The organism is Pseudoalteromonas neustonica, from assembly GCF_001653135.1.
In the GTDB taxonomy this organism is placed as follows: Bacteria; Pseudomonadota; Gammaproteobacteria; order Enterobacterales; family Alteromonadaceae; genus Pseudoalteromonas; species Pseudoalteromonas neustonica.
This window is the reverse complement of sequence record NZ_BDDS01000007.1, coordinates 39,379-65,214: the sequence shown is the minus strand read 5'-3', so window position 1 is coordinate 65,214 and position 25,836 is coordinate 39,379. Positions and strand designations below refer to the sequence as shown.

Here is a 25,836-nt window from a genome sequence, read left to right as displayed (position 1 = left end):
CCGTTCCTTTTTAAAACCTCAACTACATAAACGGTTAAAAGCCTAACGAGGGTCAAATTTAAAAAATGCTGTTTAAAATGTAAATTAGACCCTATTAAACTCTAAATGCTGTAAACATATAAAAACTAAACTAAATAAATCGCCACTTTAAAAATTAGATTATTTTCTTAGAAACAAACACTCAAATAAAGGTACATTAAACAAACAAAATTAACAACCTATTATCATTATAACTTTGGCAATTAAACACGCCCCCCCAGAAAAAACACTTATCACTTAACTAAAAGGTCAAAGCAAACGCCATAATTAAGTACTGACTCTTTGAATTAAAAAATATTTAGCATATATACTTACCGATCCTATTTAAATATTATGGCTTCACTTTTTACCGTTCCTGTTCTTAAGTATAGGATGCATATGTCACGTAGCATTGAATCAAGATTATTAATGAGTGCTGCGGTTATCGCCTTTGCGGCAGCTGTATGGCACTTATTGTGCATTTGGGGTGGGCCAAGTTGGTTTGCTTTTGCCCGTGCGCCTGAGCAATTAATTGCGTCATCAAAGCAAGGAACACTTCTTGCGCCATTGGGGGCGATTGTTGTTGCGGGGTTGATGTTTACATGTTCGGCATTTGCCTTGTCTGCTTTAAAAATACTACCTAAACTGCCTTTTACGACAGTGGCTTTATTTGTCATTGCTACAGTGGGTATAGTGCGAGGGTTAATCGCGATACCTATGTTTATAACAGAGCAAGGGGCTGATACCTGGCAAATTGTGGCAAGCTCAGTCTGGTTTTATACAGGGCTGTGTTTTTTCATTGGTGCTAAACAATACAAATCCACCCACAAAGAGTATAAAACCAAAATGATTGTACTGTCTTTTTACAATGAGTTTAGAGAGAAGTTTCCAGACATAGCCCTTAAAACAGATCAACATTACATTAAACAATGGGGAGAGTTAGAGCCTGAATTTATTTACACATGGTTCGAATGCGTTGCAAGTGTCGTCAATAATGAGATGTATAATAAATCCGATGCAGCCGTATATACTGGCCTATTTGAGTATCTCAGCAGTCAATTCCAATTTGCAGGTAAAGAGATACGCGAATATATTGATGTTGGGATCATTGAGAATCTTTTTTGGCAGGTAACACCTATTAATGCTGCGCCATATTGGCAAGTATTACCTAATGATCTCAAAACTCTTTACGTAAATTTTCACCAGCAAACACCTATTTAACCGATCAAATGTTAGCTGTTTGCCACGCTATAGCAAAATGATTTTTTGGGATGCTAAAAGTACTGTAGCTAACGGAAAAATTAAACTCAGTCAGCGCATCGTTCTCTAGCATCTGGCAAATCATATCACCTAAAATAGGTATAAATTTACCCGCCCAACCTGCGGTATACGTCACTATATTTTTATTATTAGGTATATAATCCGGCATGTAATCAAGAAAAAACTCTGCTTTTTTTTGCCCTTTTTTCAATGGTGAATCACACAATGCTATTAAGCATGTTGTAGTAAAATACGGGGTTGGCTCCAAGCCCGGCATAAACTGTTCAACCCATGAGGACGCAATCGCTAATGATTGCTTACTTGGGGCTAACTGTCGATCATTTGGATCATAAATAATTGCATCGTCTGGAAAATTAGTCGCAACACGAATGTAGCCTGGGTTTGCCCATTCAAGTTCAGGAAAACCACACAAAAGAGAATTAGTTGCGGTTCGTGGGTCTGATTCATTCTCTGCTTGTTGAAATACAAACCAAGATGGGGTCGTTGCTACAGGGTCAACTTTCTTAAAATACGCTGATGCCATTTGCCAAATAATAATAGGCACTGACACCCCTAAACTACGTACGGTTTCGTTGATATATGCACCCGTAGTAATCGCTAGTTTTTTACATGTATAACATGTAGTAGTGATGCCTTCTGCAGCACTATGCTGGGTCGTTACTTCAACAATATCATCTGCTAATGAGGTAATCGTTTGCACATTTTCCCATTCGCGATAAGTCACACACCCAGAGTTTAACCCCGCATTAAAAAATGCTCTCTCTGTTTGCTTTATATTAATGGTGCCGCCATTTGATTGAAAAAAACCATAATACTCTTTAGGGAGTCCTTCAAAGCAGGCCTTACTTTGTATTGCGGTGGCATCTGCCAGTCTCTCATAAGGAATATTTAACGCATCCATGGTTTTTTCAGCCTCGTCGATACCGCCTTCTCGCGCATCTTTAACGCCTTTTTGACCAAACCATAAACTTCCTTCATCGCCAATTAATGGCTCGTCTGACAATGCCTGTATTTGCTGCCAATACTGCTGTGATGCTAAACATAACTCAGACATATGCTGTTGATCATACTGCAAACGAAACTGCCTAGAGTATCCGGCAGAGCTTCCTAAATCATTAAAATAGCCATGTTTTTCGATTACCAGTGTTTTAAGGCCTCGTTGCGATGCATGAAAAGCGGTCGATAACCCAACGGGGCCGCCTCCAATAACGATTAAATCGTATTGAACTGCTGTAGACATGTCTAACCTATTACTATTATTAAGTTCTAGGGGTGTTATAAAGGAATGAACTACAAAAAGATATTACGTGATATTACACCGCATTATTGGGCATTACAGTTGATTATAATTACAACAAGCTAACCATACGACGACTAAACCTAGATGTTGGGTAGTAAAACACTTTCAAAAAAATGTAGATTAGTATCATATTACGCGCCACAAACAAAAACGGCGCGCAATTTACATTGCACGCCGCTTTAAAACAACCTAACTGGGTTAGCTTATTCTGTATATGGTAAGTTACGACCGTAGAAAATTTCTTGCATCTCACGGGTTAACTTAGAACGAATTTCTTCTTCTTCATCGTCAGATAAGTCATCAGTAGACACACCAAATAAATATGTATTTAGATCTGTTTCTTTAAGCATCATCTTTGTATGGAACAAGTTTTCTTGATACACGTTTACGTCCATCATTTGGTACGCTTCTTTGGTATCTTCCGTCATATAATTCTGAATTGAATTAATCGCATGATCAATATAATGCTTCACGCCATCTACGTCGCGGGTAAAACCACGTACGCGGTAGTCGATTGTCACCACATCTGAATCCAAACTGTGGATCAGGAAGTTCAACGCTTTAAGTGGCGAAATAATACCACAGGTCGATACTTCGATATCAGCGCGGAAAGTACAAATACCATCATCAGGATGCGCTTCAGGGTAAGTATGTACACAGATATGACTTTTATCTAAATGTGCAACTACGGTATCAGGTAACGGCCCTGGTGCTTCATCAACGTCAAATGTCTGCTGCTGCTCAATTGGTTCTTCTGAAACCAAAATAGTAACACTGGCACCTTGTGGCTCGTAATCTTGACGCGAGATATTTAAAATATTAGCGCCGATGATATCAACCACTTCACCTAAAATATCGGTTAGTCGATCCGCGTTGTACTGCTCGTCGATATATTCAATATATTCTTTACGTTGTTGCTCGGTCTTTGCGTAGCAAATATCGTAAATACTAAAGCTTAAACTTTTGGTTAAGTTGTTAAAGCCATGTAGTTTAATTTTATCGAAGGGTTTGTTCATAATAAACCAACCTATAAACTAATGAAATCTGCCACAGCAGAATGAAAGTTCGCGGATTTTATACGAATTTCACCGCAGGAAAAAGCCTTATTTTGCCTGTTCTTGCACAACTTCGTGACTGTGGGTAATTTCTACTGTTTTATCAAGCATTAATGCAACTGAACAATACTTTTCAGCTGATAATGTAACTGCGCGTGCAAGGTGCTTCTCAGAGACATTATCCCCTGTTACTACAAAGTGTAAGTTAATCTTAGTAAAGACTCGAGGAGCTGATTCAGCACGTTCTGCGCTCAATTTAACTTGAACATCTGAGAAGTTTTGTTTCGCTTTCTTTAAAATGCTGACCACATCTACTGATGAACAGCAACCCACTGACATGAGCACCATTTCCATAGGACTTGGTGCTGCGCTATCACTGCCTGCGTCAAACACAACGTTATGCCCAGAATTAGAGCGCCCAAGATACGTATCGCCTTCAACCCATTTTACATTCGCTTGCATTTTATTACTCTCAAAGAAGTTATTTTCTTGATTGTAAGGAAGTCACAGGCAGTTGCAAATTAAAAGCGATAATCTGAGGTCGTTAAATTTTTTCAGCAACCGCGCTATCGAATAGGTTTTTAACCAACGCTGCAAACTCATCAATAAATGCATGTTGCTCTATCGTAACTTGATTACTCGTAACACTACTTAGCACTTCTTGGAGGTCGTAAACTATCCCATCGACTTCACGTACTATTTGGCTGCGTTGCTCTGTAGAAAGCGCTTTGTTTTGTTGGCATATCAGCATCACATTTTCAGCGATGTCATCCTCTATCAACGCCATAATCGTTGGTGCACCTGGTTTTATCTCGCCAGGCTTCTCAAATAAAGCTAAGTTTTGAGTAAGATACATGATGAGGTCATCATACCCTTGCCTATCTAAAACCATAATTCTCTTCACCTAATAAAATACGACTCTATTGATTTAAGCAGAAAGCGCATTTAAATGCTACCTTTGCTCAAGAAGCAATACAAAAAAAGCAGCCAAGGCTGCTTTTTCAATTCTTTATTGCTATTTTTATTAATAGTAATTAGTCAATTTTTAAACCTGGGCTTAATGTTGCTGGCATGGCTACTTTTTCAAGCTCAACGGAGGCAACTGGGTATGCACAATAATCTGCCGCATAGTATGCACTTGCGCGGTGATTACCTGATGCGCCAATGCCACCAAACGGTGCAGCACTTGATGCACCTGTGATTGGGCGGTTCCAGTTAACAATACCCGCGCGAATACGACGTAAAAAGTGGTCGTAATCTACAGCGTTATCGCTCAGTAAGCCTGCTGATAAACCAAAGCTTGTATCGTTAGCTTTATCAATTGCTTGATCAAAGTCAGTAAAGCGGAATACTTTTAACAGTGGCCCAAAATGCTCTTCATCTGGGAAGTTAGCAACATCAGTACATTCAATAATGCCTGGAGTAACAAAACCCGTGTTGGCAGTGTGAGTAAGCTCAACTAATATCTTTGCACCAAGTTCAACTAACTGCTGTTGTGCTGTAACCATTCCTGCGGCTGCCACTGATGAAATCATCGACCCCATAAATGGCTGGTCTGCGTCATCGTAGTTACCGACTTTAATCGCTTTAGTGGCAGTAATTAAACCGGCTAAAATTATATCGCCTTGCTCACCTGCAGGTAAAAACAGTTTACGTGCACATGTACAACGTTGACCACTTGAAATAAATGCTGATTGAATAATATCGTGGATCACTGCTTTAGTATCTGCAACATCAGTAATGATAAGCGGATTATTACCCCCCATCTCTAATGCTAGGATCTTACCTGGCTGACCTGCAAACTGCTCATGTAAAATATGACCCGTGCGTGATGAGCCTGTAAAGAATAAGCCATCAATGCCTTTGTGCGCGGCTAATGCTTTACCTGTTTCTACTTCACCTTGAACAAGGTTAATAACACCGGCTGGTAAACCTGCTTTTTCCCAAAGCTTAAGTGTTAGCTCTGCAACAGCGGGCGTTAGCTCTGATGGCTTAAATACCACTGTATTACCAGCTAAAAGTGCAGGCACAATGTGACCATTAGGCAAATGACCTGGAAAGTTATACGGGCCAAATACAGCAACAACGCCATGTGGCTTATGACGGATCATCGCACGGCCTTGCGGCATTGGGTTTTCAACATCACCAGTGCGTTCTAGAAGGGCTTTTTCAGAAATTGCAATTTTACCAACCATAGCACCCGCTTCAGTGCGAGTTTCCCATAATGGTTTACCCGTTTCTTGTGCGATTGCGACAGCTAATTCTTCACTGTGTGCTTTAAGTGTTTCAGCAAACGTTTTTACAATGGCTAAGCGCTCTGCGAATGTCTTATCAGCCCAGCTGTAAAAAGCGTCGCGTGCAGCATTAACAGCTGTATCAACTTGTTCAGCTGTTGCTGAATTTGCTTGCCAAATAACGGTGTTATTTGCTGGGTTTACTGAACTAAATGCTTCGCCTTGGCCTTGTGACCATTGACCATTAATAAATTGTGCAGGATGAGTCATATACTTTCTCCTAAATTATAAACTTGTTGCTGTGACAGTATCGCCAGCTTGAAGGTGCAATGCGTCAGCGATTTCTTGTGACAAGATAATCTCTGGGTTTTTCGCATCAAACGTTAGCTCTGCTACGGTTGCTCTAAAATCATTGAGTTTTTCGTTTGCTAGCATTACCGATGTCTCGCCACTATTTTCACCAATTTTAACGGTAAAGTTTTTGGCGTTACGTACTGTCGCTATATTATCTACTTTTGCTTCAACGGTCGGACCTGCATCAAAGATGTCAACGTAACCGTTAAAGGTAAAGCCTTCACTTTTAAGTAATGAAATTGCGGGGCGTGTATTATCATGTACTTGACCAATAACCGCCTGTGCATCTTTACTTAAAAGATTGACGTAAATTGGGTATTTTGGCATTAACTCAGCAATAAATACTTTTTGGCCTATACCGGTTAGATAATCGGCAGTTGGGAAGTCCATAGAGAAAAAATGCTCTTCTAACCATTGCCAAAAAGGGCTGTCGCCATTTTCATTTGATACACCGCGCATTTCTGCAATCACGGTTTCAGCAAAGCGCTCTCTATGCTGTTTAATAAACATAAAACGGGCTTTTGAAAGTAGCTTGCCGTTGTTGTTTTTACGGTAGCCATCTTTTAAAAATAAAGTGCAAAGCTCTGTAGCGCCTGTGTAATCATTACATAGCGTTAAAATATCAACCGCTTTATACACATTAAGCGTACGCGATGAATGAATTGCTTTGCTTAAATGGTAATGATAAAACGCATCATCTAAACCAACTGCGGCTTCAATGGCTGAGGTACCGACCACTTCACCTGTTTCGCTATCTTCAAGAACAAACAAGTAACCTTCGTCACCCGGTTGAGATGCACTTTTTGCAAATGAGCTTACTGAATGGTCAATTTTCTTTTGTAATAACGCTTCGTTATTAGGCAAAGAGGTAAAACCATGCCCTGATTCATGGGCAATTTTCAATAAAGCTGGGTAATCACATTGCTGGATTGGGCGAAGAATCATCATGAGTCCGCTTGCTCCCTTATAAATAACGGTAAAATAGAAGATCAGGGCAAGCTTGCTACTTGCCCTTAAATAATGAGAACGCTAGATTAACCGTTCACAACTTTAGCTACTGCTTTTTCAAAGCGTGCCATACCTTCGCGAATATCCGCTTCAGGAATTACTAATGATGGGGTAAAACGTACAACATCAGCACCCGCAACTAACGACATTACGCCTTCACTTGTGCCCGCGACTAAAAATTCTTTAGCGCGACCTTTAAATTGTTCGTTAACAACAGCACCAATAAGCAAACCTTTACCACGAATTTCAGAGAATACGTTGTATTTATCGTTGATTGCCGTTAGTAATTCACGGAATAACGCTTCTTTCGCTTTCACGCCGGCAAGTACTTCTGATGTGTTAACAGTATCAAATGCTGCTTCACCAACGGCACACGCTAATGGGTTGCCGCCATAAGTAGAACCATGAGTTCCCACTTTAAGATGCTTAGCAATTTCAGTCGTTGTGATCATCGCGCCGATTGGAAAACCGCCACCAAGCGCTTTAGCTGTTGTTAAAATATCAGGTGTTACATCCAAACCTTGGTATGCGTATAAATCACCAGTACGGCCAACACCGGTTTGTACTTCATCAAAAATAAGCAACGCATTGTGCTTAGTACATAACTCACGAACGCCTTTAGCAAATTCATCCGTTGGTGAAATAATGCCGCCTTCGCCTTGCAAAGGTTCCATCATTACTGCGCATGTTTTATCTGAGATAAGCGCTTCAAATGCCGCTAAATCATTGTAATCACAATGTACGATATCGCCTGGTTTTGGACCAAAACCGTCAGAATAAGCAGCTTGACCACCTACTGTTACGGTAAAAAATGTACGGCCATGGAAGCCTTTGTTAAATGCGATGATTTGTGATTTTTCGGCACCAAAGTTTTCAAGTGCTAAACGACGCGCAAGTTTAAGGGCAGCTTCGTTTGCTTCTGCACCAGAGTTGGCAAAATATACTTTTTCAGCAAATGTCGCATCTACTAACTTTTTAGCTAAGCGCAGTGCTGGCTCATTCGTCATAACATTTGATAAATGCCAGATCTTCTCACCCTGCTCTTTTAATGCTTTAACTAATGCAGGATGACAATGGCCTAGACAATTAACAGCGATACCACCGGCAAAATCGATATATTCACGGTCTTGCTGATCCCATACGCGTGAGCCTTCGCCACGAACTGGAATAATGCTTGAAGGTGCGTAGTTAGGAACCATTACTTGATCAAATAAATCGCGATTAACTGTCATTTTATATCCTCTTAATTGTGAGCACACAGAGAGTGTGAATATCGAAATGATGGTATAAAATACCATTCTCTTTGGCGTAGATGAGCATAGCTTAAATTGCCAAAAAATACTCTCTGGTTCAATTTTCAGACACGCATTATTTCAGAATTTTAGTCATCTGTCTCTTAGAATACTTTCATACAGCCCTTGTAAATAAAGGGTTTGAGATATTATTTCAGAGATAGTGAATAACTATTTGAAAAAGAAAATCACAGTAAATTTGTTCTAAATTGCAGCCTATAACATGCCCAGCAGAGCTATTGAACTAAAATACAGCGCTACTGGTGAGCTTAATGATGAATGAATAGTCGCAAAAAAAATTAACAATTATTTTATAAAACTAGTCAATTTTAATATGAAAGTGTTGAAAATTAGTTTTTTCGAGTAGATTTAGCTCAGATTGCGTAAAGTTGAGGTGTTTTAGCCAAACAGTTTTTTCATCAGCTTCGATCAGTTGATGCTCTTCCAGAGTGATATATTGTGAATAGCAGCGAGCCTTCTGCATTAATACCGTTAATGGCAATAAAGATTCGCCTTTAGGAAGCGGTGCCGTTAGTTGCTCCATTACTGTATTAAAAGGCAAATAACGAAACGACATTTTCTCAATCACTTTTGCAGTTACTTTTAATGCATGCTGGCTGAGTAGCGTGCTTAAAAACAACGGATCTGGTTTAAGTTCCAGTAAAGCCGTATGTAAGTCTTTATGTTGCTCTTCGCGCGCGATAGACACTTTACGCTGCCAAACAAGTTCAAAAGTTCGTAAGTAAAGCCTAACTAAAGCAATTTTACCCACATCTAATAGCATCCCCAGCGTGAAAGCATGCATTTCATTCATACCATTTACCTTAGCCAACTCTTGTGCAGCAATAGCGCAGGCCATCGAGTTATCACGTAAGCGACGCTTTAATAATGGGAAAGGTTCTGTACTGTGTGGCATCCAGTGGCGTACCGCAAAGGTGGGGACTACAAACTGCAAGTTATCTAAGCCAATATAACGCAGCGCCAAAGATGGGTTATCAACTTTTACTGATGTGTGCTTATTACGCTGCTTACGGTAATAAGGCAGATTCACAAAAGAGACCAGTTCTCGACCTAACCAACTTAAATCATTTACTAGGGGCTCTAAACGCCCTACCGACGCAGATTTAACGGCTAAAACTTCTAAAATTGCAGGAACGTTATCCTCTATACCTATTGTTTCATGCAATACCGTGTCTATATCTGCCAATTGTTTATTCATGGCGGTTTCGATCACTTGATGTAATTGCTGGCTTGCTTGAGCGCGATACTTATGATGAGCCGTACTGGATTTTTGTCGCTTTTTTTGCGCAGCCATTTCAACTTCAAGTAAAGTGCGCTGCTTCATTGGCGCGCCATAATCAATTTCTAAAGTATGAATATAGCCGATTTGACGTTGCGCAAAACTGTGACCAAGCAGCAGATCATGAGCTCGCTGTTCAAGTACTTTTGCCGTTCTGTGTTCGCGCATTTCATCAGTCATTCATTAATATCTTTCTTTAAGTAAAATCAAACCAGTTTAAGCCTAGAACCGAGTTATAAAGTTGGCAAGTAATTCAAGCCCCTGCTCCGTTAATATTGCTTCAGGGTGGAACTGTACCCCTTCTAACGCTAAGCTTTTATGCACTAAGCCCATAATCTCATCAAACTGACCATCGCTGGTCTGACTCCATGCAGTGATCGATAGCTCAGCAGGCACACTGTTTTTTTCGACAACTAACGAATGATAACGACACACCGTTAGTGGATTAGCCAATCCTTTAAACACGCCTTCTCCTGTATGGCAAATAGCAGAAGTTTTACCATGCATCACTTGCTTTGCTTTTACCACTTTAGCACCCAATGCTTGTGCAATTGTTTGATGGCCTAAACATATTCCTAATATAGGAAAATCACCTTTCAATTTGTCAACAACATCTAATGAGATACCAGCCTGATCTGGTGTACATGGCCCAGGAGATAACACTATATGTTGAGGGTTCAACTGTGCAATTTGGCTTACGGTGATTTCATCATTACGCTTTACTAACACATCCTGATCTAAACGCTGAAAGTATTGCACTAGGTTATAGGTAAACGAATCGTAGTTATCGATCATTAACAACATCTGGTTAGTAACTCATTTGTATTTAGTAGCTAAAAAGCAATATGATAATTCGCCCGCATTCTAACTCAATCAAAAAGAACTTTCAGTTAATTGTCGATTGAAAACATCATGCAGATGAAAAATTAACTTTTCATTTTGTTCATATTATCCTTTTACCGATACTAACCTTGATAAAAACACACAATAAAACCTTATCTTGCATCATAACCTTTAACGATAAACCATTGATTATAAATCAATTTAAAATCTAAAACCTTATAATTAAATTGCTCACATCTAGATAAGCGACTTATTCCCTATCACCCCTTAATATTCACTCATCGCTACCGCTTAGCGATAACATTTTTTAACTTAACATTACTTACCACATCACATATTGGTAGTAATACAGACTAAATAATAAAGGAATAAATCATGAAATCATTTACTAAAATCGCAACAAAAACCGTTTTAGCAAGTACGCTTGCAGCAACTTTATTTAGTGTACACGCAGCAGAGAATGACATTGAAACACACACTATTACTCCTGTAACAGCCTCAGTACAAGTAAAGGAAGTAACAACAGTTGAATATGATTTCACGAGTGACTTTAACGCTTCAATTGAAAACCAATTAAATCAAATTGATGCTGCAATCAACAAAAAGATTGATAGTTCAATTCAAAAAATAAACCAAACAATTGCAGAAAAATTAGCAAGCTTGTTTAATTAATATCGTTTTTAATCACCAAATAATAAGGAATGAGGGATGTTCAATTTTCGCAAAAATTTATTAAATAAAAGCCTACTTGTAGGCTGCTCTTTGCTAACTTTAAGTGCCGCCGCCCAAACTTCTGTTTGGCAAGTTAAGAAAGGTGAAGATACAGTGTATATCGGCGGCACTTTACATATTTTACCTAGCAGCCAAATGCCACTGCCTGCTGAGTTTGAATTTGCTTATCAGCAAAGCGATACCGTTATTTTAGAAGCTAAAATGCCTGATCCAACGGATGCTCAAGCACAAATGAATATGATACAAACATTGTCATATAAAAATGATGAAACGCTCAGTGAAAAGCTAACGCCACAAGTAAAGAAGCAACTTGAAGCTAAACTGGCACAATTTGGTACTAGTTTGAATGAGCTTAATAGCTTTAGACCATTTATGGTCAGTGTTGTTTTAATGTCAATGGAGCTACAAAAGCAAAGTTTAATTGGTGAAGGTGTCGATGCGTATTTTGCAAAACGGGCTAGTGCTGATAATAAACCACAGCAGTATTTAGAAGATATTGCATTCCAGCTGCGGTTATTTAAAGAAATGGGTGAAAACAACGAGAATAAATTCATTCAATCTAACTTAGACCAACTCAATGATTACAGCACTTTATTTAATAGCATGATGAAAGCGTGGCGCAGCGGCGATACTGAGTTGCTCAATGAATTAGTGGTATTACCTTTACTCAAAGATGATCCTGATACATTCAAAAAGCTTTTAAAAGATCGCAATTACAATTGGTTACCTAAAGTAGAAGCCATGTTTGGTAATGAGCAACAAGAGCTCGTCCTTGTAGGAGCAGCGCACTTGGTTGGTGAGCATAACTTACTATCGCTATTAACAGAGCAAGGCTACACAATTACTCAGCTAGATATCGCAGGTCAACAATAATGAATAGAACAGATAAACAGGCAATTTCTATGCTCACAATTTTTGCAACTTTAATGCTGGCAAGCATTGTACTACCTAGCCAAGCAGCCACTGTGGACGCAACGACTGTTAATGCAAGTAGTGAAGTATTAACCAGACTGCCCGCCGCCCAACAATGCCTTATTGGCAGTGATATTTTCTTACAATGACGCAACCAACCAATACGCTGAAGCACAACCACTTCAGCGTATTACTTATCGACTAAATGATCCGTTAACGCTGCTTTTTCATTTTGCGATAATGGGGTAGAACTTTTATTTATAAAATCATATCGCACCATGACTGTTTTCCCTACTGCACAGCATTTACCTTGCTGATATGCCTCTTGACGAATAACAAATGAGCTTGAACCAATATGTTCAACGGTTGATTTTACTTCAACCTCATGACCATAAAATAATTCCCCCAAAAAACTCACCTCTACTTTAGCTATGATCAATTTCCAATCATGTGGATTGAGATCTGGCGTAAAAAATCTAAAAATAGGTGCCCGCGTGGCTTCAAACCATACGGGGAGTACGGTATTGTTAATGTGTCCGAGCACATCTGTTTCACTAAAGCGCGGCATAATTTTTTCAATAAACATAATAATCCAATAATAATTATATAAAGGCAGCCCATGACGGACTTTATTCGCGTTTACGATAACGCCCTGAGCAAAGATTTTTGCAATAACTTTATTGCTGAGTTTGAACAAAGCCCGCATCTTAAGCAAGGGATGACATCGGGCGGTATCGATTTAAATAAAAAAGACAGCCATGATTTACACCTCAGTAACCACCCTGAATACACAGAACAACTAAAACACATTCAACAAACAACGGCCGGTTACGTATTTAAATACCTTGAAGAACATATTTTTATGATGATAGGTGCATTTGGTTTAAAAGTGTATCATCCAAAAACTGGCGTACCCACTGACTTGACGCAAGCGAACTTTGAAGAAGTGGGAAAACCTCAGCTACCACTACTTGTCCAGCAAATTTTTCGCTTAGGTAATATCCAAGCACAAAAATATCAAATCAATAAAGGTGGCTACCCATATTGGCACAGTGAAGTATACCCTCAGACTGGCCATAATGAGGCTTTGCATCGCGTACTGTTATTTATGTTTTATTTAAATGACGTGCAAGAAGGTGGTGAAACTGAGTTTTACTATCAAGAACGTAAAATATCACCAAAACAAGGTACCATGGTGATTGCTCCTGGTTACTTTACCCATACACATAGAGGGAATAAACCCATTTCAAATGATAAATATATTCTCACATCGTGGGTGTTGTTTAACCGCGCCGAGCAAATATATGGGCAACCACAATCGTAAGCAGTAAGCGGTAAGCGGTAAGCGGTAAGCGGTAAGCGGTAAGCGGTAAGCCAAAAAGTTTGAGTGTTGCCAATTATTATGCCAACACTTAAACAGGACTCGGGCAGCTTAAAACTTATAGCTTATAGCTTATAGCTTATAGCTTATAGCTTATAGCTTACAGCTTATGACTTATAGCTCTAAAGTAATTGATCAAACAAATCAAACAACTTATCTAGCTCTTCGATGGTGTTGTAATGCATACAACCGATGCGCACAACACCACCGGAATCTAATACACCTAACTGCTTACATAAGCCTTGTGCATAGAAATTACCATCCCATACACAAATATGCTGCTTACCTAAAAATTCGGACACTTCACGTGGTGCGAGTCCTTCAAAGGTTAAAGCAAAAGTGGGAGTGCGCTCAGCTAAGCGATCTAAATCATCAATTCCAAACAGCTTAATATTAGGGTAATTAACTAAGCGGGTTAGGAAGTACTCACTTAATGCCATTTCGTGCTGTTTTGTTTTAGTAAATGCCACGGCCAATTTTTCACGGCGTGGGTGGCTGTCATCTAATTCACTTATTGCAGCAATGTAATCCACTGCAGCAATCAAACCTGCGAGTGCTTCAAAATTTTGCGTGCCCGTTTCCCAGCGACCTGGGATCACGTCTTTTGCTGGCTCTACTTTATAAGGCGTAAACCCTTCTAAGTGTTCGCGCTTACCGTAAACCATACCTAAGTGTGGGCCAAAAAACTTATAAGCTGAACAGGCTAAAAAATCACAATCTAAGGCTTGAACATCAATCAGTTCATGCGGCGCATAATGCACGGCATCTACATACACCAATGCACCTACAGCGTGTGCAAGCTCAACAATGCGCTTAATATCGTTAATAGAGCCGGTTGTATTTGATGCATAGGTCACAGCAACTAACTTAGTATTGTTGTTTAGTAAGCTTTCAAAATGCGCTAAATCTAAACTGCAATCAGCTTCGCTAATAAGGGCGGTATTAACTTTAACGCCTTTATCTTCTGCTGCTTGCTGCCATGATGATACATTTGAGAAGTGATCTGCATTAGTAACAATGATCTCATCACTTGCTTGCCAGTCCCGTGAAATCGCGCGGCTAAAACTAAACGTTAGACTCGTCATATTTGCGCCAAATACGATTTGATCGCTCGATGGCGCATTGAGTAAATCAGCAGCCGCTTGACGAGCATTAGTCATTAGTTCAACGGTTTTATCGCTTGAGAAAAAAGCACCACCTAAATTAGAGTTGTAATAACCTAAATAAGCCGACATGGCGCTTAATACTGATTGCGGGACTTGCGAGCCACCAGGGCCATCTAAAAATATGGGCGACTTTCCTGCTACTTGCTGCATTAATGCTGGAAATTGACGTCGTAGTTTAGTTAAATTCATCGTTATTCCTTAAGCCGTCAACACAAAACAATCAAGGTAGCCTGCTTTACTCGCATCAATTTTATTCATTGGAGTCGCGTTGTGCCACACTTCACGGTCATTAATAAGCGCAAACATACCGTCTTTAATTTCCATTTTGAAACACGGCTCAGCTTGTTTGTTTTCATACACAAGTAGCTCGCCACCTTCTAAATTCTCATGTGAGACACCACAAATACACACATGGTCAAAACCATCTTGATGAATACCTTCGGGCGCTGGCGGTGTGTTGCTTTCAATTGCAAGCATGCGAAATTGATGAATTTCAATATCACGTTCTTCGCTTATACCTGTAATAGCACGAAACTCATTCACGATGCTTTTCATACCATTGCTTGCTAATAAGCTCGGCTCTAGATTTTCATAAGTGCGCTCTACATTACCTTGAAAAGTATTAATTGAATCATCTTGTACAAATGCTTTTGCAGCTTGTAATACTAGTTCATCATTTTGGACTTTAATCACTGAATAACGGCGTTTACGAAACGCACCATCGGCATAAGGATTAGCTGGGAGATTAGCAAATGATGGCTTTACCGCCTCGATATGAGCTTGGTTTACAAAACGAAGTTGTAGGAGGTTTTGGTTGCTTAATGCTGTCATAAAGATCTCGCCTAAAAATAAGAGGATTAACCCATAGAATAATGCGAGGATTTTAATGCAAACTCAGTAGATAATTGATTTTATATCGACACAAAGAAAAAATAGTTAACATTAATATTGCTCTAAATAACTAAAAATCAAATTAAATAACCAAACAAATTAGACTCTCCTGAATTGGTAGCTGCAATAGTTAGATATAAGAAATAAAAAAGCCTGCAGTGCAGGCTTTTATCTAACGATTAAGTAATATTTAAACTGCTTGCTGAATGATCACTTGGTCTGCTTTTTTAGTATAAGCAGGCATGCGATGGAAATTTAAATAACGGTATGTATCTGCTGCTGTTGCATTGATTTTCGCTGCATATTCTTGATATTCATCAGCCGTTGGTAGCTTACCTAAAATAGCTGCTACTGCTGCAAGCTCAGCTGATGCCAAGAATACATTTGCGCCATTACCTAAACGATTTGGGAAGTTACGGGTAGAGGTAGAAACCACTGTGGCTTTATCTGCTACACGTGCTTGATTCCCCATACATAATGAACACCCAGGGGTTTCGATTCGTGCACCAACACGACCAAAAATACCGTAGTAGCCTTCCTCTGTGAGTTGGTCTTTATCCATCTTAGTTGGCGGAGCAACCCACAGCTGCGTGGGAATGCGACCTTCAAAGCCATCGAGTAGTTTACCCGCTGCACGAAAGTGACCAATATTAGTCATACATGAACCAATAAATACTTCGTCGATTTTCTCACCCGTAACATCTGATAATAAACGTGCATCATCAGGATCATTTGGCGCACAAAGTATGGGTTCTTTAATGTCAGTTAAATCAATTTCAAGTACGTGTTTATACTCTGCGTCTGCGTCAGCTTCCATTAGTTCAGGATTTGCTAACCAGTCTTGCATTGCTGTAATTCGACGCTCAATAGTACGCACATCGCCGTAGCCTTCAGAGATCATCCACTTAAGCATTACAATGTTAGATTCAAGATATTCAGCGATAGACTCTTTAGAAAGTTTAACCGCACAACCCGCAGCTGAACGCTCTGCCGACGCATCAGATAATTCAAACGCTTGCTCAACAGTTAAGTGCTCAACGCCTTCAATTTCTAGTACGCGACCAGAAAACTCGTTGATCTTACCTTTTTTCTCAACGGTTAATAGGCCTTCTTTAATACCGTAGTAAGGGATTGCATGTACAAGGTCACGTAACGTGATACCTGGTTGTATTTCACCTTTAAAACGAACCAAAATAGACTCTGGCATATCAAGTGGCATTACACCGGTCGCAGCTGCAAATGCAACGGCTCCTGAACCTGCGGGGAATGAAATACCTAATGGGAAACGTGTATGTGAATCTCCGCCCGTGCCTACGGTATCTGGTAATAGCATACGGTTTAACCATGAGTGAATTACACCATCACCAGGGCGAAGAGAAACGCCTCCACGGTTCATGATAAAATCAGGGAGCGTGTGATGTGTGTTTACATCAATAGGTTTAGGGTAAGCCGATGTATGGCAGAAAGACTGCATTGTTAAATCTGCTGAGAAACCTAAACAGGCTAAATCCTTAAGTTCATCACGCGTCATTGGGCCTGTTGTATCTTGCGAACCCACAGTGGTCATTTTAGGCTCACAGTATTGACCTGGGCGAATACCTACAACGTTGCATGCTTTACCAACCATTTTTTGAGCCAAGGTAAAGCCTTTGTCAGATGCTTCCGTAACCGCAGGTACTTTAAACACATCTGTTGCACCTAAACCAAGTGATGCACGCGCTTTATCAGTTAAACCGCGACCAATAATCAGCGGAATACGACCACCTGCACGCACTTCATCTAAAATCACCTCAGATTTAAGTTCAAAAGTAGAGATAACTTCATCAGTACCGTGGCGCTTAACAACACCTTCGTATGGATAGATGTCGATTTGCTCGCCCATATTGAGTTCATCAACATTTAACTCGATTGGTAATGCGCCTGAGTCTTCCATTGTGTTGAAAAAGATTGGCGCAATTTTATTACCTAAACATACACCACCAACACGCTTGTTAGGTACAAACGGAATATCATTGCCCATAAACCAAAGCACAGAGTTAGTCGCAGATTTACGTGAAGAGCCCGTACCTACAACATCACCTACATATGCAAGTGGCAAACCTTTTGCTTTTAATTCTTCAAGTTGTGTAATGGGGCCAACTTCGCCGCCTTTATCGGGTGTGATCCCATCACGTTCAATTTTTAACATTGCTAAAGCATGCAATGGGATATCAGGACGAGACCATGCATCTGGTGCTGGCGACAAATCATCAGTATTTGTTTCACCCGTTACTTTAAATACAGTCACTGAAATTTTTTCAGCAACCGCTGGCTTAGTCATAAACCACTGTGCATTTGCCCAAGATTCGATGATTTGCTTAGCAAAAACATTACCCGCTTTTGATTTTTCTTCAACATCATAGAATGCATCAAACATTAATAATGTGTTTGCAAGGCCCTTAGCTACAATTGGCGCTAATGTTTCGTCATCAAGTAGGTCAATCATTGGCGCAATATTATAGCCACCTAGCATGGTGCCTAATAATTCAGCTGCTTTTTCTTTTGATATGAGTGGTGAAATGGCTTCCTCTTTAGCAACCGCCGCTAAAAAACCAGCCTTAATGTAAGCAGCATCATCCACTCCAGGTGGCACACGATTTACTAATAAATTTAGAATAAACTCTTCCTCACCTGCAGGTGGAGTTTTTACTAATTCGATAAGATCAGCCGTTTGCTGAGCATCTAATGGCGCTGGTACGATACCTAACGCAGCACGCTCTTCGACGTGTGTACGATAATCTTGTAGCACAATATTTGCCCTCTTGGTGACGTTAAAGTAGCCAGCAGTGCGCGCTTTCACGAAACTTACCAAATACTTATAGAATTTTGACAATTAATTATAGAGCTTTTAAGTATAGATTAAAGCCCATACAGTAAAGCTAACCGCAATACCCACTATAAATAAAATAAATACAACTTAAAGAAGTCACTATTCACATGAATACCAATTGCGAATCATTATTATCAGACATAAAAAAACCCAGCACTTGGCTGGGTTTTTAAATACTATAACTATTAACGTTTAACTTTTACACGCTCAACAGTTGATACATGTGCTTCAACACGACGGTTTTCTGCGTGTGCAGCTCGTGTGTTAGCTGTATTTTTAAGACGCTCTTCACCGAAACCAACAGTAGTGATACGGTCTCTTGAGATGCCATCTTTAACTAACTCATCAGCAACATCATCTGCGCGCTTCTTAGAAAGTTTTTTGTTGTAACTTGCGTCACCCACAGCTGAAGCATGACCTTCAAGTAATACTGTTGTATCTGTATGCTCTTTTAAGAACTTTGATACTGAAGCAATATCATCGAAGTACTGTTGCTTAACCATTGCAGAATCATGCGGGAAAGTAACTAATAAGCTAGTTGTTACTTTAGTATCTTTATACAAAGTACAACCGTTAGCATCAACTGCATCAGCCATTGGTGTATTAGGGCAGTTATCATTTGCATCAGCAATATTATCGTTGTCGCTATCAGTAGGCTCTACAGCAACAGGTACTACAGCAGCAGTCACTGGCGCAGGTTTAACTGGCGCAGCTGACGAAGTTTGATTACCAAATAAGTAGCTTAAACCTAATTTACCAGCAACATCTGTGTAACCACGGTCAAGGCCTTGGTAGATAGACGTTTCAGCATTAAATGCAAAGTTATCTGTAAAGTAATGTTGGTAACCAGCACCTACGTTTGCAAAAGTAAGTTTTTCCATAACATCGATCTGTTTAAGACCGAAGATGCCATAAAATGGACCGCCGTCGATGTGGTAAAGACCATCGATACCTAAGCGATCGCCGCCCATACTTGTTTTTGTCATAGCAGGATTTGCATTTGAGATATCAAAATCCATATCAGCGTACTCAAGACGTGCACTCCAGTAATCGTTAAAACGATAACCTAGTTCAGCACCCCAGCCTGTTGAATCATCAACGTTAGTACCAGCGCTGCCACGTACATTTTCCCATGAAGCATCGTAATAATCGCCAAATGCGCCAATAAAGAAACCTTCTTTCTCAGCAGCGAAACTTGAAGCGCTAGTTGCAGCTAGTGCTAATGCAATTGTAAGTGATTTTAATTTCATTGTTTTCTTCCCATTTTAACAATTAAAACTGTAGCTAAGTAGTCCTAGCTCATTAAGTGTGCCCAGAGTACCGAATCTTTTGTTAATCATTACTTAACGAAAACACTTAAATTGTATTTTTTTACAAAATAAAGTATTTATTAAAAATAAAGCGCCCTACATTATAGTTCAGATAAAAAACTTTACCTAACCTACTTAAATCTGGTACTGGATTAGTTAGTTAATAGATGACAACCATTTACAGTTGAATAACATCTTAAGGAACAAGGCCTTTTTTCACTAATCCTAGTGGTGTGCATTATATTGGTTAATTTTAAATCAACAAGTAGAAAACGCATTTATTTCATATAATAAGTAAGAAATAATCATGAAAAATTCCTTTTATCATGATAAATGCTGTAGCTTGATTATTACCTTTAATAATTAACCCATTATAGGTCCGAAATACATCTATAAATTCATCAATTTAGGTACCACAAAAGGTTTTATATTGCGCACCGCCATCGGCAGGTGGTTGTAGCCATTGTGCGTTCTCTATCATTAACTTATACGGATTTTGCAGTGCAACTAAATATGCAGCCAATACCTCACTTGAACCTTTATTCTCAAATTCTTCAATAATAGCTTCAACAATATGGTTACGTGGGATCATCATTGGGTTTGCCGCTCGCATTATCGCAAAACTATGTTGGTCGGTGCGTTTTAGCCACTTTAGTGACCACGCTTTTAGTGGCTGAGATATTACCTGCTCACCCTGCAGTGACTTGGTAAGCTCATCAAAGGTATTGGTATAATCTAATTTGTGGTCTTTTAATATCGCCAATAACTCAGCAACTAACTGCGCATCATCTGTATGGTGACCTGCAAAACCGAGTTTTTGAGCCCACATTTGCGTAAACGCTTGGTTAAACTGCTCAGCAAAACCATTTATTAATGGGCTAAGTAATTCGACGGCTTGTTCATCATCTTCGTGTATGAGTGGCAGCAAGCTCTCAGCCAAACGCGCACAATTCCAGTTAGCTATGTTAGGCTGACTGCCAAATGCGTACCGCGCTTGTCGATCAATTGAGCTAAACACAGTATCAAAATCAAATTGATTCATCATCGCACATGGGCCGTAATCAATCGTCTCACCACTTATCAGTGTATTATCTGTATTCATCACGCCATGAATAAAACCAACCCGCATCCAACTTACGACCAAAGTGATTTGCTTTTCAATAACAGCTTTTAAAAATGCTAAGTAACGATCTGACCCTGTGGATTGAATTTCAGGGTAATGGCGCGCAATTGCACTATCAGCTAATGCCTGTAACGCTGACACGTCCCCTTGAGTTGCTAAATACTGAAAAGACCCCACTCTAATATGGCTACTTGCAACACGCGTTACTATCGCACCTTGCTGTGGTGGTTGCCTATAAACCGTTTCTCCACTGGCAACCACGGCTAAACAGCGTGTAGTCGGAACACTTAAGCCATGCATTGCTTCACTCATAATGTATTCACGTATCGCAGGGCCAATAGCACAGCGCCCATCACCACCACGAGAGAATGGCGTAGCACCGGACCCTTTTAACTGAATATCCCACAGCTGTTGATGTTGATCAGATACGGCACCCAATAAATGCGCGCGGCCGTCTCCTAAGCGTGGTGAAAAATGCCCAAATTGATGCCCTGAATACCCCAATGCAACGGCCGCAACAGTGCTGTTACTGGTATTTCCGCTAAAGATGGATGCGCGCTCTGACGGACTCACTTGAATATCGAGCTGTTTAGCTACCGCCTCATTCCAAAGTAATAAAGTTGGTGCAACAACAGGGCTAGGTAAATCAGGGACTGCAAAATCTTCTGCAATATGAGTATAGCGACTAACAAGTTTCATTGGATTCCTTAGGCTTCGGTTGTTTGTATGCCAACGCGGTTATCACCCACGCTGTATGCCACTAATAAACTCAGCACTTGGAGGCTTAAGCCACTTTGCTGCTGTAATTCATTAAAAAAGTGCTGTGCGCTATTTAGTGATTTTTTAGTTTGCAAACCACCATCAATAATTTTATGCCCACGAAGATAAGCCTCAACATCACGCGACAACAAAAAGGTATCTTTGCCTAATGCGCGCAGTGTGTACGGGCCTGTGTTACCCCCTAAACGTGCACCGTGCTTTTTAAAATACGCCCACAAACCAATTATATCGTCACTTGGCCAATCAGCCACAAACTGACTAAAACTGCCATGCTGCTGAGCAACTTCGTGAATCATATATGCATTTTCTGGAATAGTTTGTACTTTTTTAAAGTTGCGAATAATACGTTCGTCAGTTGCTTTTTGCTCTAGCATATCAGGTGGCATCATCAGTAATTTTTCTACATTAAAGTCCCAAAAAACCTCTCTAAAGCCTGTCCATTTACTATTAATAACCGACCAATAAAAGCCGCTTTGAAATACCTTACGGGTAAATTCTTCAAGCCATGCATCATCAGGCAAGCATTTTAGTTGCTTATTAGAAAGCGGCGCGTAAAGCAATTGCTCAAGCATCGCTTCACTGCCTTTACGCTGCGCTGCTCGCTGATAAATTTCCTGAAATTTTTCCATTACTGAATACCCTTAAACCGACTTTGTTTGCTAGTGTACGAAAAAAAACATTAATACGTAACCACCCTCTCGAAGCGATCGTTCAAAAGCCAACTTGACACCTAGACGGCTAAAATGCTTTAATCACTGCCATTACCCCTATTTAAGGTGTAAGTTTTTTATTTAATGAAACTTACACTGTGGGCTAGAAGAGGTGCGTTATTCAGGTAACGTATGTGAGGAGCACACACTCCAATGATCATACGTGAGGGGAATTAACGCCGAGAAGTAACATTTTTTGTGAAGGGTTACTTCGGGCGACTGGGTTGAATCCCAGCGACTGTCACCAATAACAGCGCTGCTGTTAAATTTTTTGGTGGAGAGCTTCTGGTCTTAGCATGATAAGGCCATTGCGCCCTATTATATTAAGCCCATTCGCTCTTCGGATTATATTAGTTCGAATGACTACGATGCGGCGCACTTTCACGTACCCCACAGCATACTCATCGAACACTCTATAAGTTCGTTGTAGATGAAAAACAATTTTGATTTAAACAACTATCCTTTATGGACAGCACTTGTAACGCCTTTTACTGACGCTGGCGAAGTCGACTATGCGATTCTTGATCAATTAGTTGCGCAACAGCAAGCAGCAAATAACGGCATTTTACTGCTTGGCAGCACAGGCGAAAGCCTTGCCTTAACGCTTAAAGAGCAACAAGCCATTGTTGAACATGTATGCCAATTAAATCCGACCGTACCGCTTATGGTTGCTGTTGGCGGTATGAACCTCAAACAACAAATTGCTTGGGTTGAATACTGCAATAAACTGCCTATTCACGGCTACTTACTTGGCTCTCCTCTTTACGCAAAGCCAGGCGTGATTGGTCAAACCCACTGGTTTGAAAACCTACTCGATGCCAGTGTTCATCCATGCATGCTTTATAACGTCCCAGGGCGCAGCGCTGTTGATATTCCACCTGCCGTAATTAGCAATTTAAAAAATCATAAAAATTTATGGGCGCTAAAAGAAGCCAGTGGCGACATCGCCAAGTTTGAAGGTTTTAGAAATGCCGCACCACAGTTAGCTATTTTTAGTGGTGATGACGCACTTATGCCTTACTTTGCCCAAGCGGGTGCAAAAGGTTTAGTGTCTGTTGCAGCCAATGCGTGGCCGACACAAACCCATGAATTTGTAAAACGTAGCCTTAGCGGCCAACACCCCAATTTATTTGCCGATTGGTCACAAGCGATTCAAAGCTTGTTCGCCGTGGCAAATCCTATTCCCGTTAAAGTATTGATGCATTTACAAGGGCGTATTACTAGCCCGTATTTGCGCCCACCTTTAACGCACCTTGAGTTAACGCAAACTGATTGTATCAGTAATGCAAATAACACCATTTTATCTTGGCATTAAATACAGGTTTTTATAATGAGCTGGTTAGAACTATTAAATAATTTAGAATCGGGCGCCGTACGCGCAGCAACACAAGACGATAACGGCCAATGGCATGCAAACGTTGAAGTAAAAAAAGGTATTTTAGAAGCGTTTAAAAACGGCACTAATACTGAATTCGCTGGTGGTTTTGTAGATAAACATAACCTAGCACCACAAGAATTCACTGCTGAAAATGGTGTGCGTATGGTACCAGGTGGCTCAAGTGTTCGCCGCGGTGCACATGTTGCTAAAGGCACGATTATCATGCCACCAGCATATGTAAACATTGGTGCATTTATTGACGAAGGCACTATGGTTGATAGCCACGCCTTGGTTGGTTCGTGTGCGCAAGTAGGTAAAAATGTACATTTAAGCGCTGCAGTACAATTAGGCGGCGTACTTGAGCCAATTGGCGCAAGCCCGGTAGTCGTTGAAGACGACGCATTTATTGGCGCAGGTTGTGTGATTGTTGAAGGCGTAGTCGTTAAAAAAGGCGCAGTACTTGCCCCTGGCGTACGTTTATCAGCCACGATCCCTGTATATGACTGCGTAAATGAGCGTCAGCTTGATAAAGGCGAACCTATTCCAGAATACGCGATTGTTATACCAGGTTCTCGTCCGGCATCAAACGCATGGGCACGCGAGCAAGGTTTAAGCATGTCATGCGCGTTAATCGTAAAATACCGCGACGAACAAAGCGATGCGTCATTACTTCTTGAAGAGGTTTTACGTTAATGACCTTTTTGAGCACGCCAGTTAAAACCGCCATTGATGAGTTATCAAGCCAGCTTGATACGCCATTTTTTGTGTATGACCTTGATACCCTAAACGCACACTTAGCGCGTTTAGTAACGCAAACACAGGTAAAGCTTTGGTATGCCGTTAAAGCTAATCCCCTATCTAAAGTGATTCAAAGCTTAGATAGCGCAGGCTTTAACTTTGATGTTGCAAGCAAGGGCGAACTTGAACAAGTACTTGCTCAAGGTATTAACAGCGAGCGCGTGCTCAACACCGGGCCTGCAAAGAGCCCGAAACAAATTAAACACTTTATTGAGCGCGGAGTACGCATATTTGTTGCCGAAAGCCTCAATCAAGTACGCTGGCTCAATGAGCAAGCAAGCTTACTAAACTGTCAGCTGCAAGTATTGCTGCGCGTACAATTACGCTGGCCCGAAGGCGAAAAAAACCCATTAGGTGGCGATAGCTTAACGCCGTTTGGGCTCGGTTGTGATGAATGGCAGGCGCTAAATACTCGCGACTACCCTGCGCTAAACTTTGACGGCCTGCATATTTTTCAGTGGGGCAATATGCTCAGCAGTGACAAACTCGCAGAGCTCTGGTCACAAATGATTGCGCCGCTAACGCAACTTGCCGACGACTTAGGCATTAATTTAAAAGTACTCGATTTAGGCGGTGGTTTAGGTATTCCATACACGTTAGATGCGCCCACTCTAAGCTGGGATGCACTGATTGATGCACTTGCAAAAATTAAACGCGATGCTGGCGTAGATGAATTATGGATGGAACTTGGTCGTTATGCCGTAGGTGAGTGTGGTCATTACGCAACGCCTGTCGTTGAAAGTAAATTAAACTATGGCCAACAACAAGTGATTTTAAGCGGTGGAATAAACCACTTATTACGCCCAGCGGTAACCAGCCAAGACTTCCCTGTACGACTATTGCGTGAGTCAAACGCAACAACGCAAGCAATGAGTTTATATGGCCCACTGTGCACTGCGCTTGATTGCTTAGGCGAACACCATTTACCTAAGGATTTAAATGAACATGACTGGCTGGTATTTAGTCAGTGTGGCGCCTACGGATTTACCGAAAGCATGCCGTACTTTTTATGCCATGAATTAGCCGCCGAATACACGTTACAAAATGGCCAATTAACCTGTGTACGTCAAGCTGAAGATGCTAGCTACTACCTGAGGTAAT

The 25,836-nt window shown here is 40.5% G+C and carries 24 protein-coding genes and 1 riboswitch; of the genes, 8 read left to right on the top strand and 16 right to left on the bottom strand.

Annotated features, from left to right (window positions below):
- Positions 1-417 precede the first annotated feature (417 nt).
- A complete protein-coding gene (locus A7967_RS23365; protein WP_064435719.1) occupies positions 418-1,239 on the top strand; it encodes a DUF7674 family protein in 822 nt (273 codons plus the stop codon).
- A gap of 4 nt (positions 1,240-1,243) precedes the next feature.
- Here the strand turns inward: A7967_RS23365 and A7967_RS11935 are convergent, their stop codons facing one another.
- From A7967_RS11935 to A7967_RS11895, 9 genes are all read right to left on the bottom strand, one after another.
- On the bottom strand, positions 1,244-2,539 hold the full coding sequence (locus A7967_RS11935) for an FAD-dependent oxidoreductase (protein WP_054204537.1): 1,296 nt from the start codon (positions 2,537-2,539) through the stop codon (positions 1,244-1,246).
- A gap of 263 nt (positions 2,540-2,802) precedes the next feature.
- Positions 2,803-3,615 (bottom strand): adenosylmethionine decarboxylase, encoded by an 813-nt coding sequence (gene speD, locus A7967_RS11930; RefSeq protein ID WP_054204538.1) that lies wholly within the window; start codon positions 3,613-3,615, stop codon positions 2,803-2,805.
- 87 nt (positions 3,616-3,702) lie between these two features.
- On the bottom strand, positions 3,703-4,116 hold the full coding sequence (locus A7967_RS11925) for an OsmC family protein (protein ID WP_054204539.1): 414 nt from the start codon (positions 4,114-4,116) through the stop codon (positions 3,703-3,705).
- Positions 4,117-4,198: 82 nt separating this feature from the next.
- Positions 4,199-4,546, bottom strand: a complete 348-nt coding sequence (locus A7967_RS11920) for a DUF3802 family protein (RefSeq protein WP_054204540.1) — start codon at positions 4,544-4,546, stop codon at positions 4,199-4,201.
- Positions 4,547-4,688: 142 nt separating this feature from the next.
- Complete coding sequence (gene astD, locus A7967_RS11915; protein ID WP_054204541.1) at positions 4,689-6,158, bottom strand: succinylglutamate-semialdehyde dehydrogenase; 1,470 nt, start codon at positions 6,156-6,158, stop codon at positions 4,689-4,691.
- Between the two features lie 15 nt (positions 6,159-6,173).
- Entirely contained in the window at positions 6,174-7,190 is a 1,017-nt protein-coding gene (gene astA, locus A7967_RS11910) for an arginine N-succinyltransferase (RefSeq protein ID WP_054204542.1), read from the bottom strand.
- Between the two features lie 86 nt (positions 7,191-7,276).
- Entirely contained in the window at positions 7,277-8,482 is a 1,206-nt protein-coding gene (locus tag A7967_RS11905; RefSeq protein ID WP_054204543.1) for an aspartate aminotransferase family protein, read from the bottom strand.
- Positions 8,483-8,861: 379 nt separating this feature from the next.
- Positions 8,862-10,022, bottom strand: coding sequence for an HDOD domain-containing protein (locus A7967_RS11900; RefSeq protein ID WP_054204544.1), 1,161 nt, complete (start codon positions 10,020-10,022; stop codon positions 8,862-8,864).
- Positions 10,023-10,064: 42 nt separating this feature from the next.
- Positions 10,065-10,646, bottom strand: coding sequence for an anthranilate synthase component II (locus A7967_RS11895; RefSeq protein ID WP_054204545.1), 582 nt, complete (start codon positions 10,644-10,646; stop codon positions 10,065-10,067).
- 414 nt (positions 10,647-11,060) lie between these two features.
- Here A7967_RS11895 and A7967_RS11890 point away from each other — a divergent pair, with 414 nt between their 5' ends.
- The 3 genes from A7967_RS11890 to A7967_RS11880 are packed head-to-tail and all read left to right on the top strand — an operon-like array spanning position 11,061 to position 12,478.
- Positions 11,061-11,357 carry a hypothetical protein gene (locus A7967_RS11890; protein ID WP_054204546.1) on the top strand — a complete coding sequence of 99 codons (297 nt, stop codon included), beginning with the start codon at positions 11,061-11,063 and terminating at the stop codon, positions 11,355-11,357.
- Positions 11,358-11,393: 36 nt separating this feature from the next.
- Positions 11,394-12,290 (top strand): TraB/GumN family protein, encoded by an 897-nt coding sequence (locus A7967_RS11885; RefSeq protein ID WP_054204547.1) that lies wholly within the window; start codon positions 11,394-11,396, stop codon positions 12,288-12,290.
- The gene (locus tag A7967_RS11880; protein WP_054204548.1) at positions 12,290-12,478 is read left to right on the top strand and encodes a hypothetical protein; all 189 of its coding nucleotides are present in this window, start codon (positions 12,290-12,292) and stop codon (positions 12,476-12,478) included. The genes A7967_RS11885 and A7967_RS11880 overlap by 1 nt, the downstream gene beginning before the upstream one ends.
- Before the next feature lie 41 nt (positions 12,479-12,519).
- Here the strand turns inward: A7967_RS11880 and A7967_RS11875 are convergent, their stop codons facing one another.
- Entirely contained in the window at positions 12,520-12,915 is a 396-nt protein-coding gene (locus A7967_RS11875; RefSeq protein ID WP_054204549.1) for an acyl-CoA thioesterase, read from the bottom strand.
- A 33-nt stretch (positions 12,916-12,948) separates the two neighbouring features.
- Between A7967_RS11875 and A7967_RS11870 the strand changes: the two genes are divergently transcribed.
- Positions 12,949-13,653: a 2OG-Fe(II) oxygenase gene (locus tag A7967_RS11870; protein ID WP_054204550.1), complete on the top strand. Its 705-nt coding sequence runs from the start codon at positions 12,949-12,951 to the stop codon at positions 13,651-13,653.
- Positions 13,654-13,832: 179 nt separating this feature from the next.
- Here A7967_RS11870 and A7967_RS11865 read toward each other — a convergent pair whose 3' ends face one another.
- The 6 genes from A7967_RS11865 to A7967_RS11840 form a co-directional block, all read right to left on the bottom strand.
- Positions 13,833-15,065, bottom strand: coding sequence for a cysteine desulfurase-like protein (locus A7967_RS11865; RefSeq protein ID WP_064435718.1), 1,233 nt, complete (start codon positions 15,063-15,065; stop codon positions 13,833-13,835).
- 9 nt (positions 15,066-15,074) lie between these two features.
- Positions 15,075-15,707: a 2OG-Fe dioxygenase family protein gene (locus A7967_RS11860; RefSeq protein ID WP_064435717.1), complete on the bottom strand. Its 633-nt coding sequence runs from the start codon at positions 15,705-15,707 to the stop codon at positions 15,075-15,077.
- A 250-nt stretch (positions 15,708-15,957) separates the two neighbouring features.
- A complete protein-coding gene (gene acnB / locus A7967_RS11855; RefSeq protein WP_054204562.1) occupies positions 15,958-18,555 on the bottom strand; it encodes a bifunctional aconitate hydratase 2/2-methylisocitrate dehydratase in 2,598 nt (865 codons plus the stop codon).
- Between the two features lie 266 nt (positions 18,556-18,821).
- Positions 18,822-19,886, bottom strand: a complete 1,065-nt coding sequence (locus A7967_RS11850; RefSeq protein WP_054204552.1) for an OmpA family protein — start codon at positions 19,884-19,886, stop codon at positions 18,822-18,824.
- Between the two features lie 466 nt (positions 19,887-20,352).
- On the bottom strand, positions 20,353-21,768 hold the full coding sequence (locus A7967_RS11845; protein ID WP_054206874.1) for a protein adenylyltransferase SelO: 1,416 nt from the start codon (positions 21,766-21,768) through the stop codon (positions 20,353-20,355).
- Positions 21,769-21,776: 8 nt separating this feature from the next.
- Positions 21,777-22,478: a DNA-3-methyladenine glycosylase I gene (locus A7967_RS11840; RefSeq protein WP_054206875.1), complete on the bottom strand. Its 702-nt coding sequence runs from the start codon at positions 22,476-22,478 to the stop codon at positions 21,777-21,779.
- 180 nt (positions 22,479-22,658) lie between these two features.
- A riboswitch (Lysine riboswitch) is annotated at positions 22,659-22,852 on the top strand.
- Between the two features lie 137 nt (positions 22,853-22,989).
- On the opposite strand from A7967_RS11840, the gene dapA reads away from it, so the two are divergent.
- From dapA to A7967_RS11825, 3 genes are read left to right on the top strand one after another with little or no spacing between them, the layout of a single operon-like run.
- Entirely contained in the window at positions 22,990-23,874 is an 885-nt protein-coding gene (gene dapA, locus A7967_RS11835) for a 4-hydroxy-tetrahydrodipicolinate synthase (protein WP_054206876.1), read from the top strand.
- 15 nt (positions 23,875-23,889) lie between these two features.
- Complete coding sequence (locus tag A7967_RS11830) at positions 23,890-24,630, top strand: 2,3,4,5-tetrahydropyridine-2,6-dicarboxylate N-succinyltransferase (RefSeq protein WP_054206877.1); 741 nt, start codon at positions 23,890-23,892, stop codon at positions 24,628-24,630.
- Positions 24,630-25,835 (top strand): PLP-dependent decarboxylase, encoded by a 1,206-nt coding sequence (locus A7967_RS11825; protein ID WP_054206878.1) that lies wholly within the window; start codon positions 24,630-24,632, stop codon positions 25,833-25,835. Before A7967_RS11830 ends, A7967_RS11825 begins: the two co-directional genes overlap by 1 nt.
- Position 25,836 lies beyond the last annotated feature (1 nt).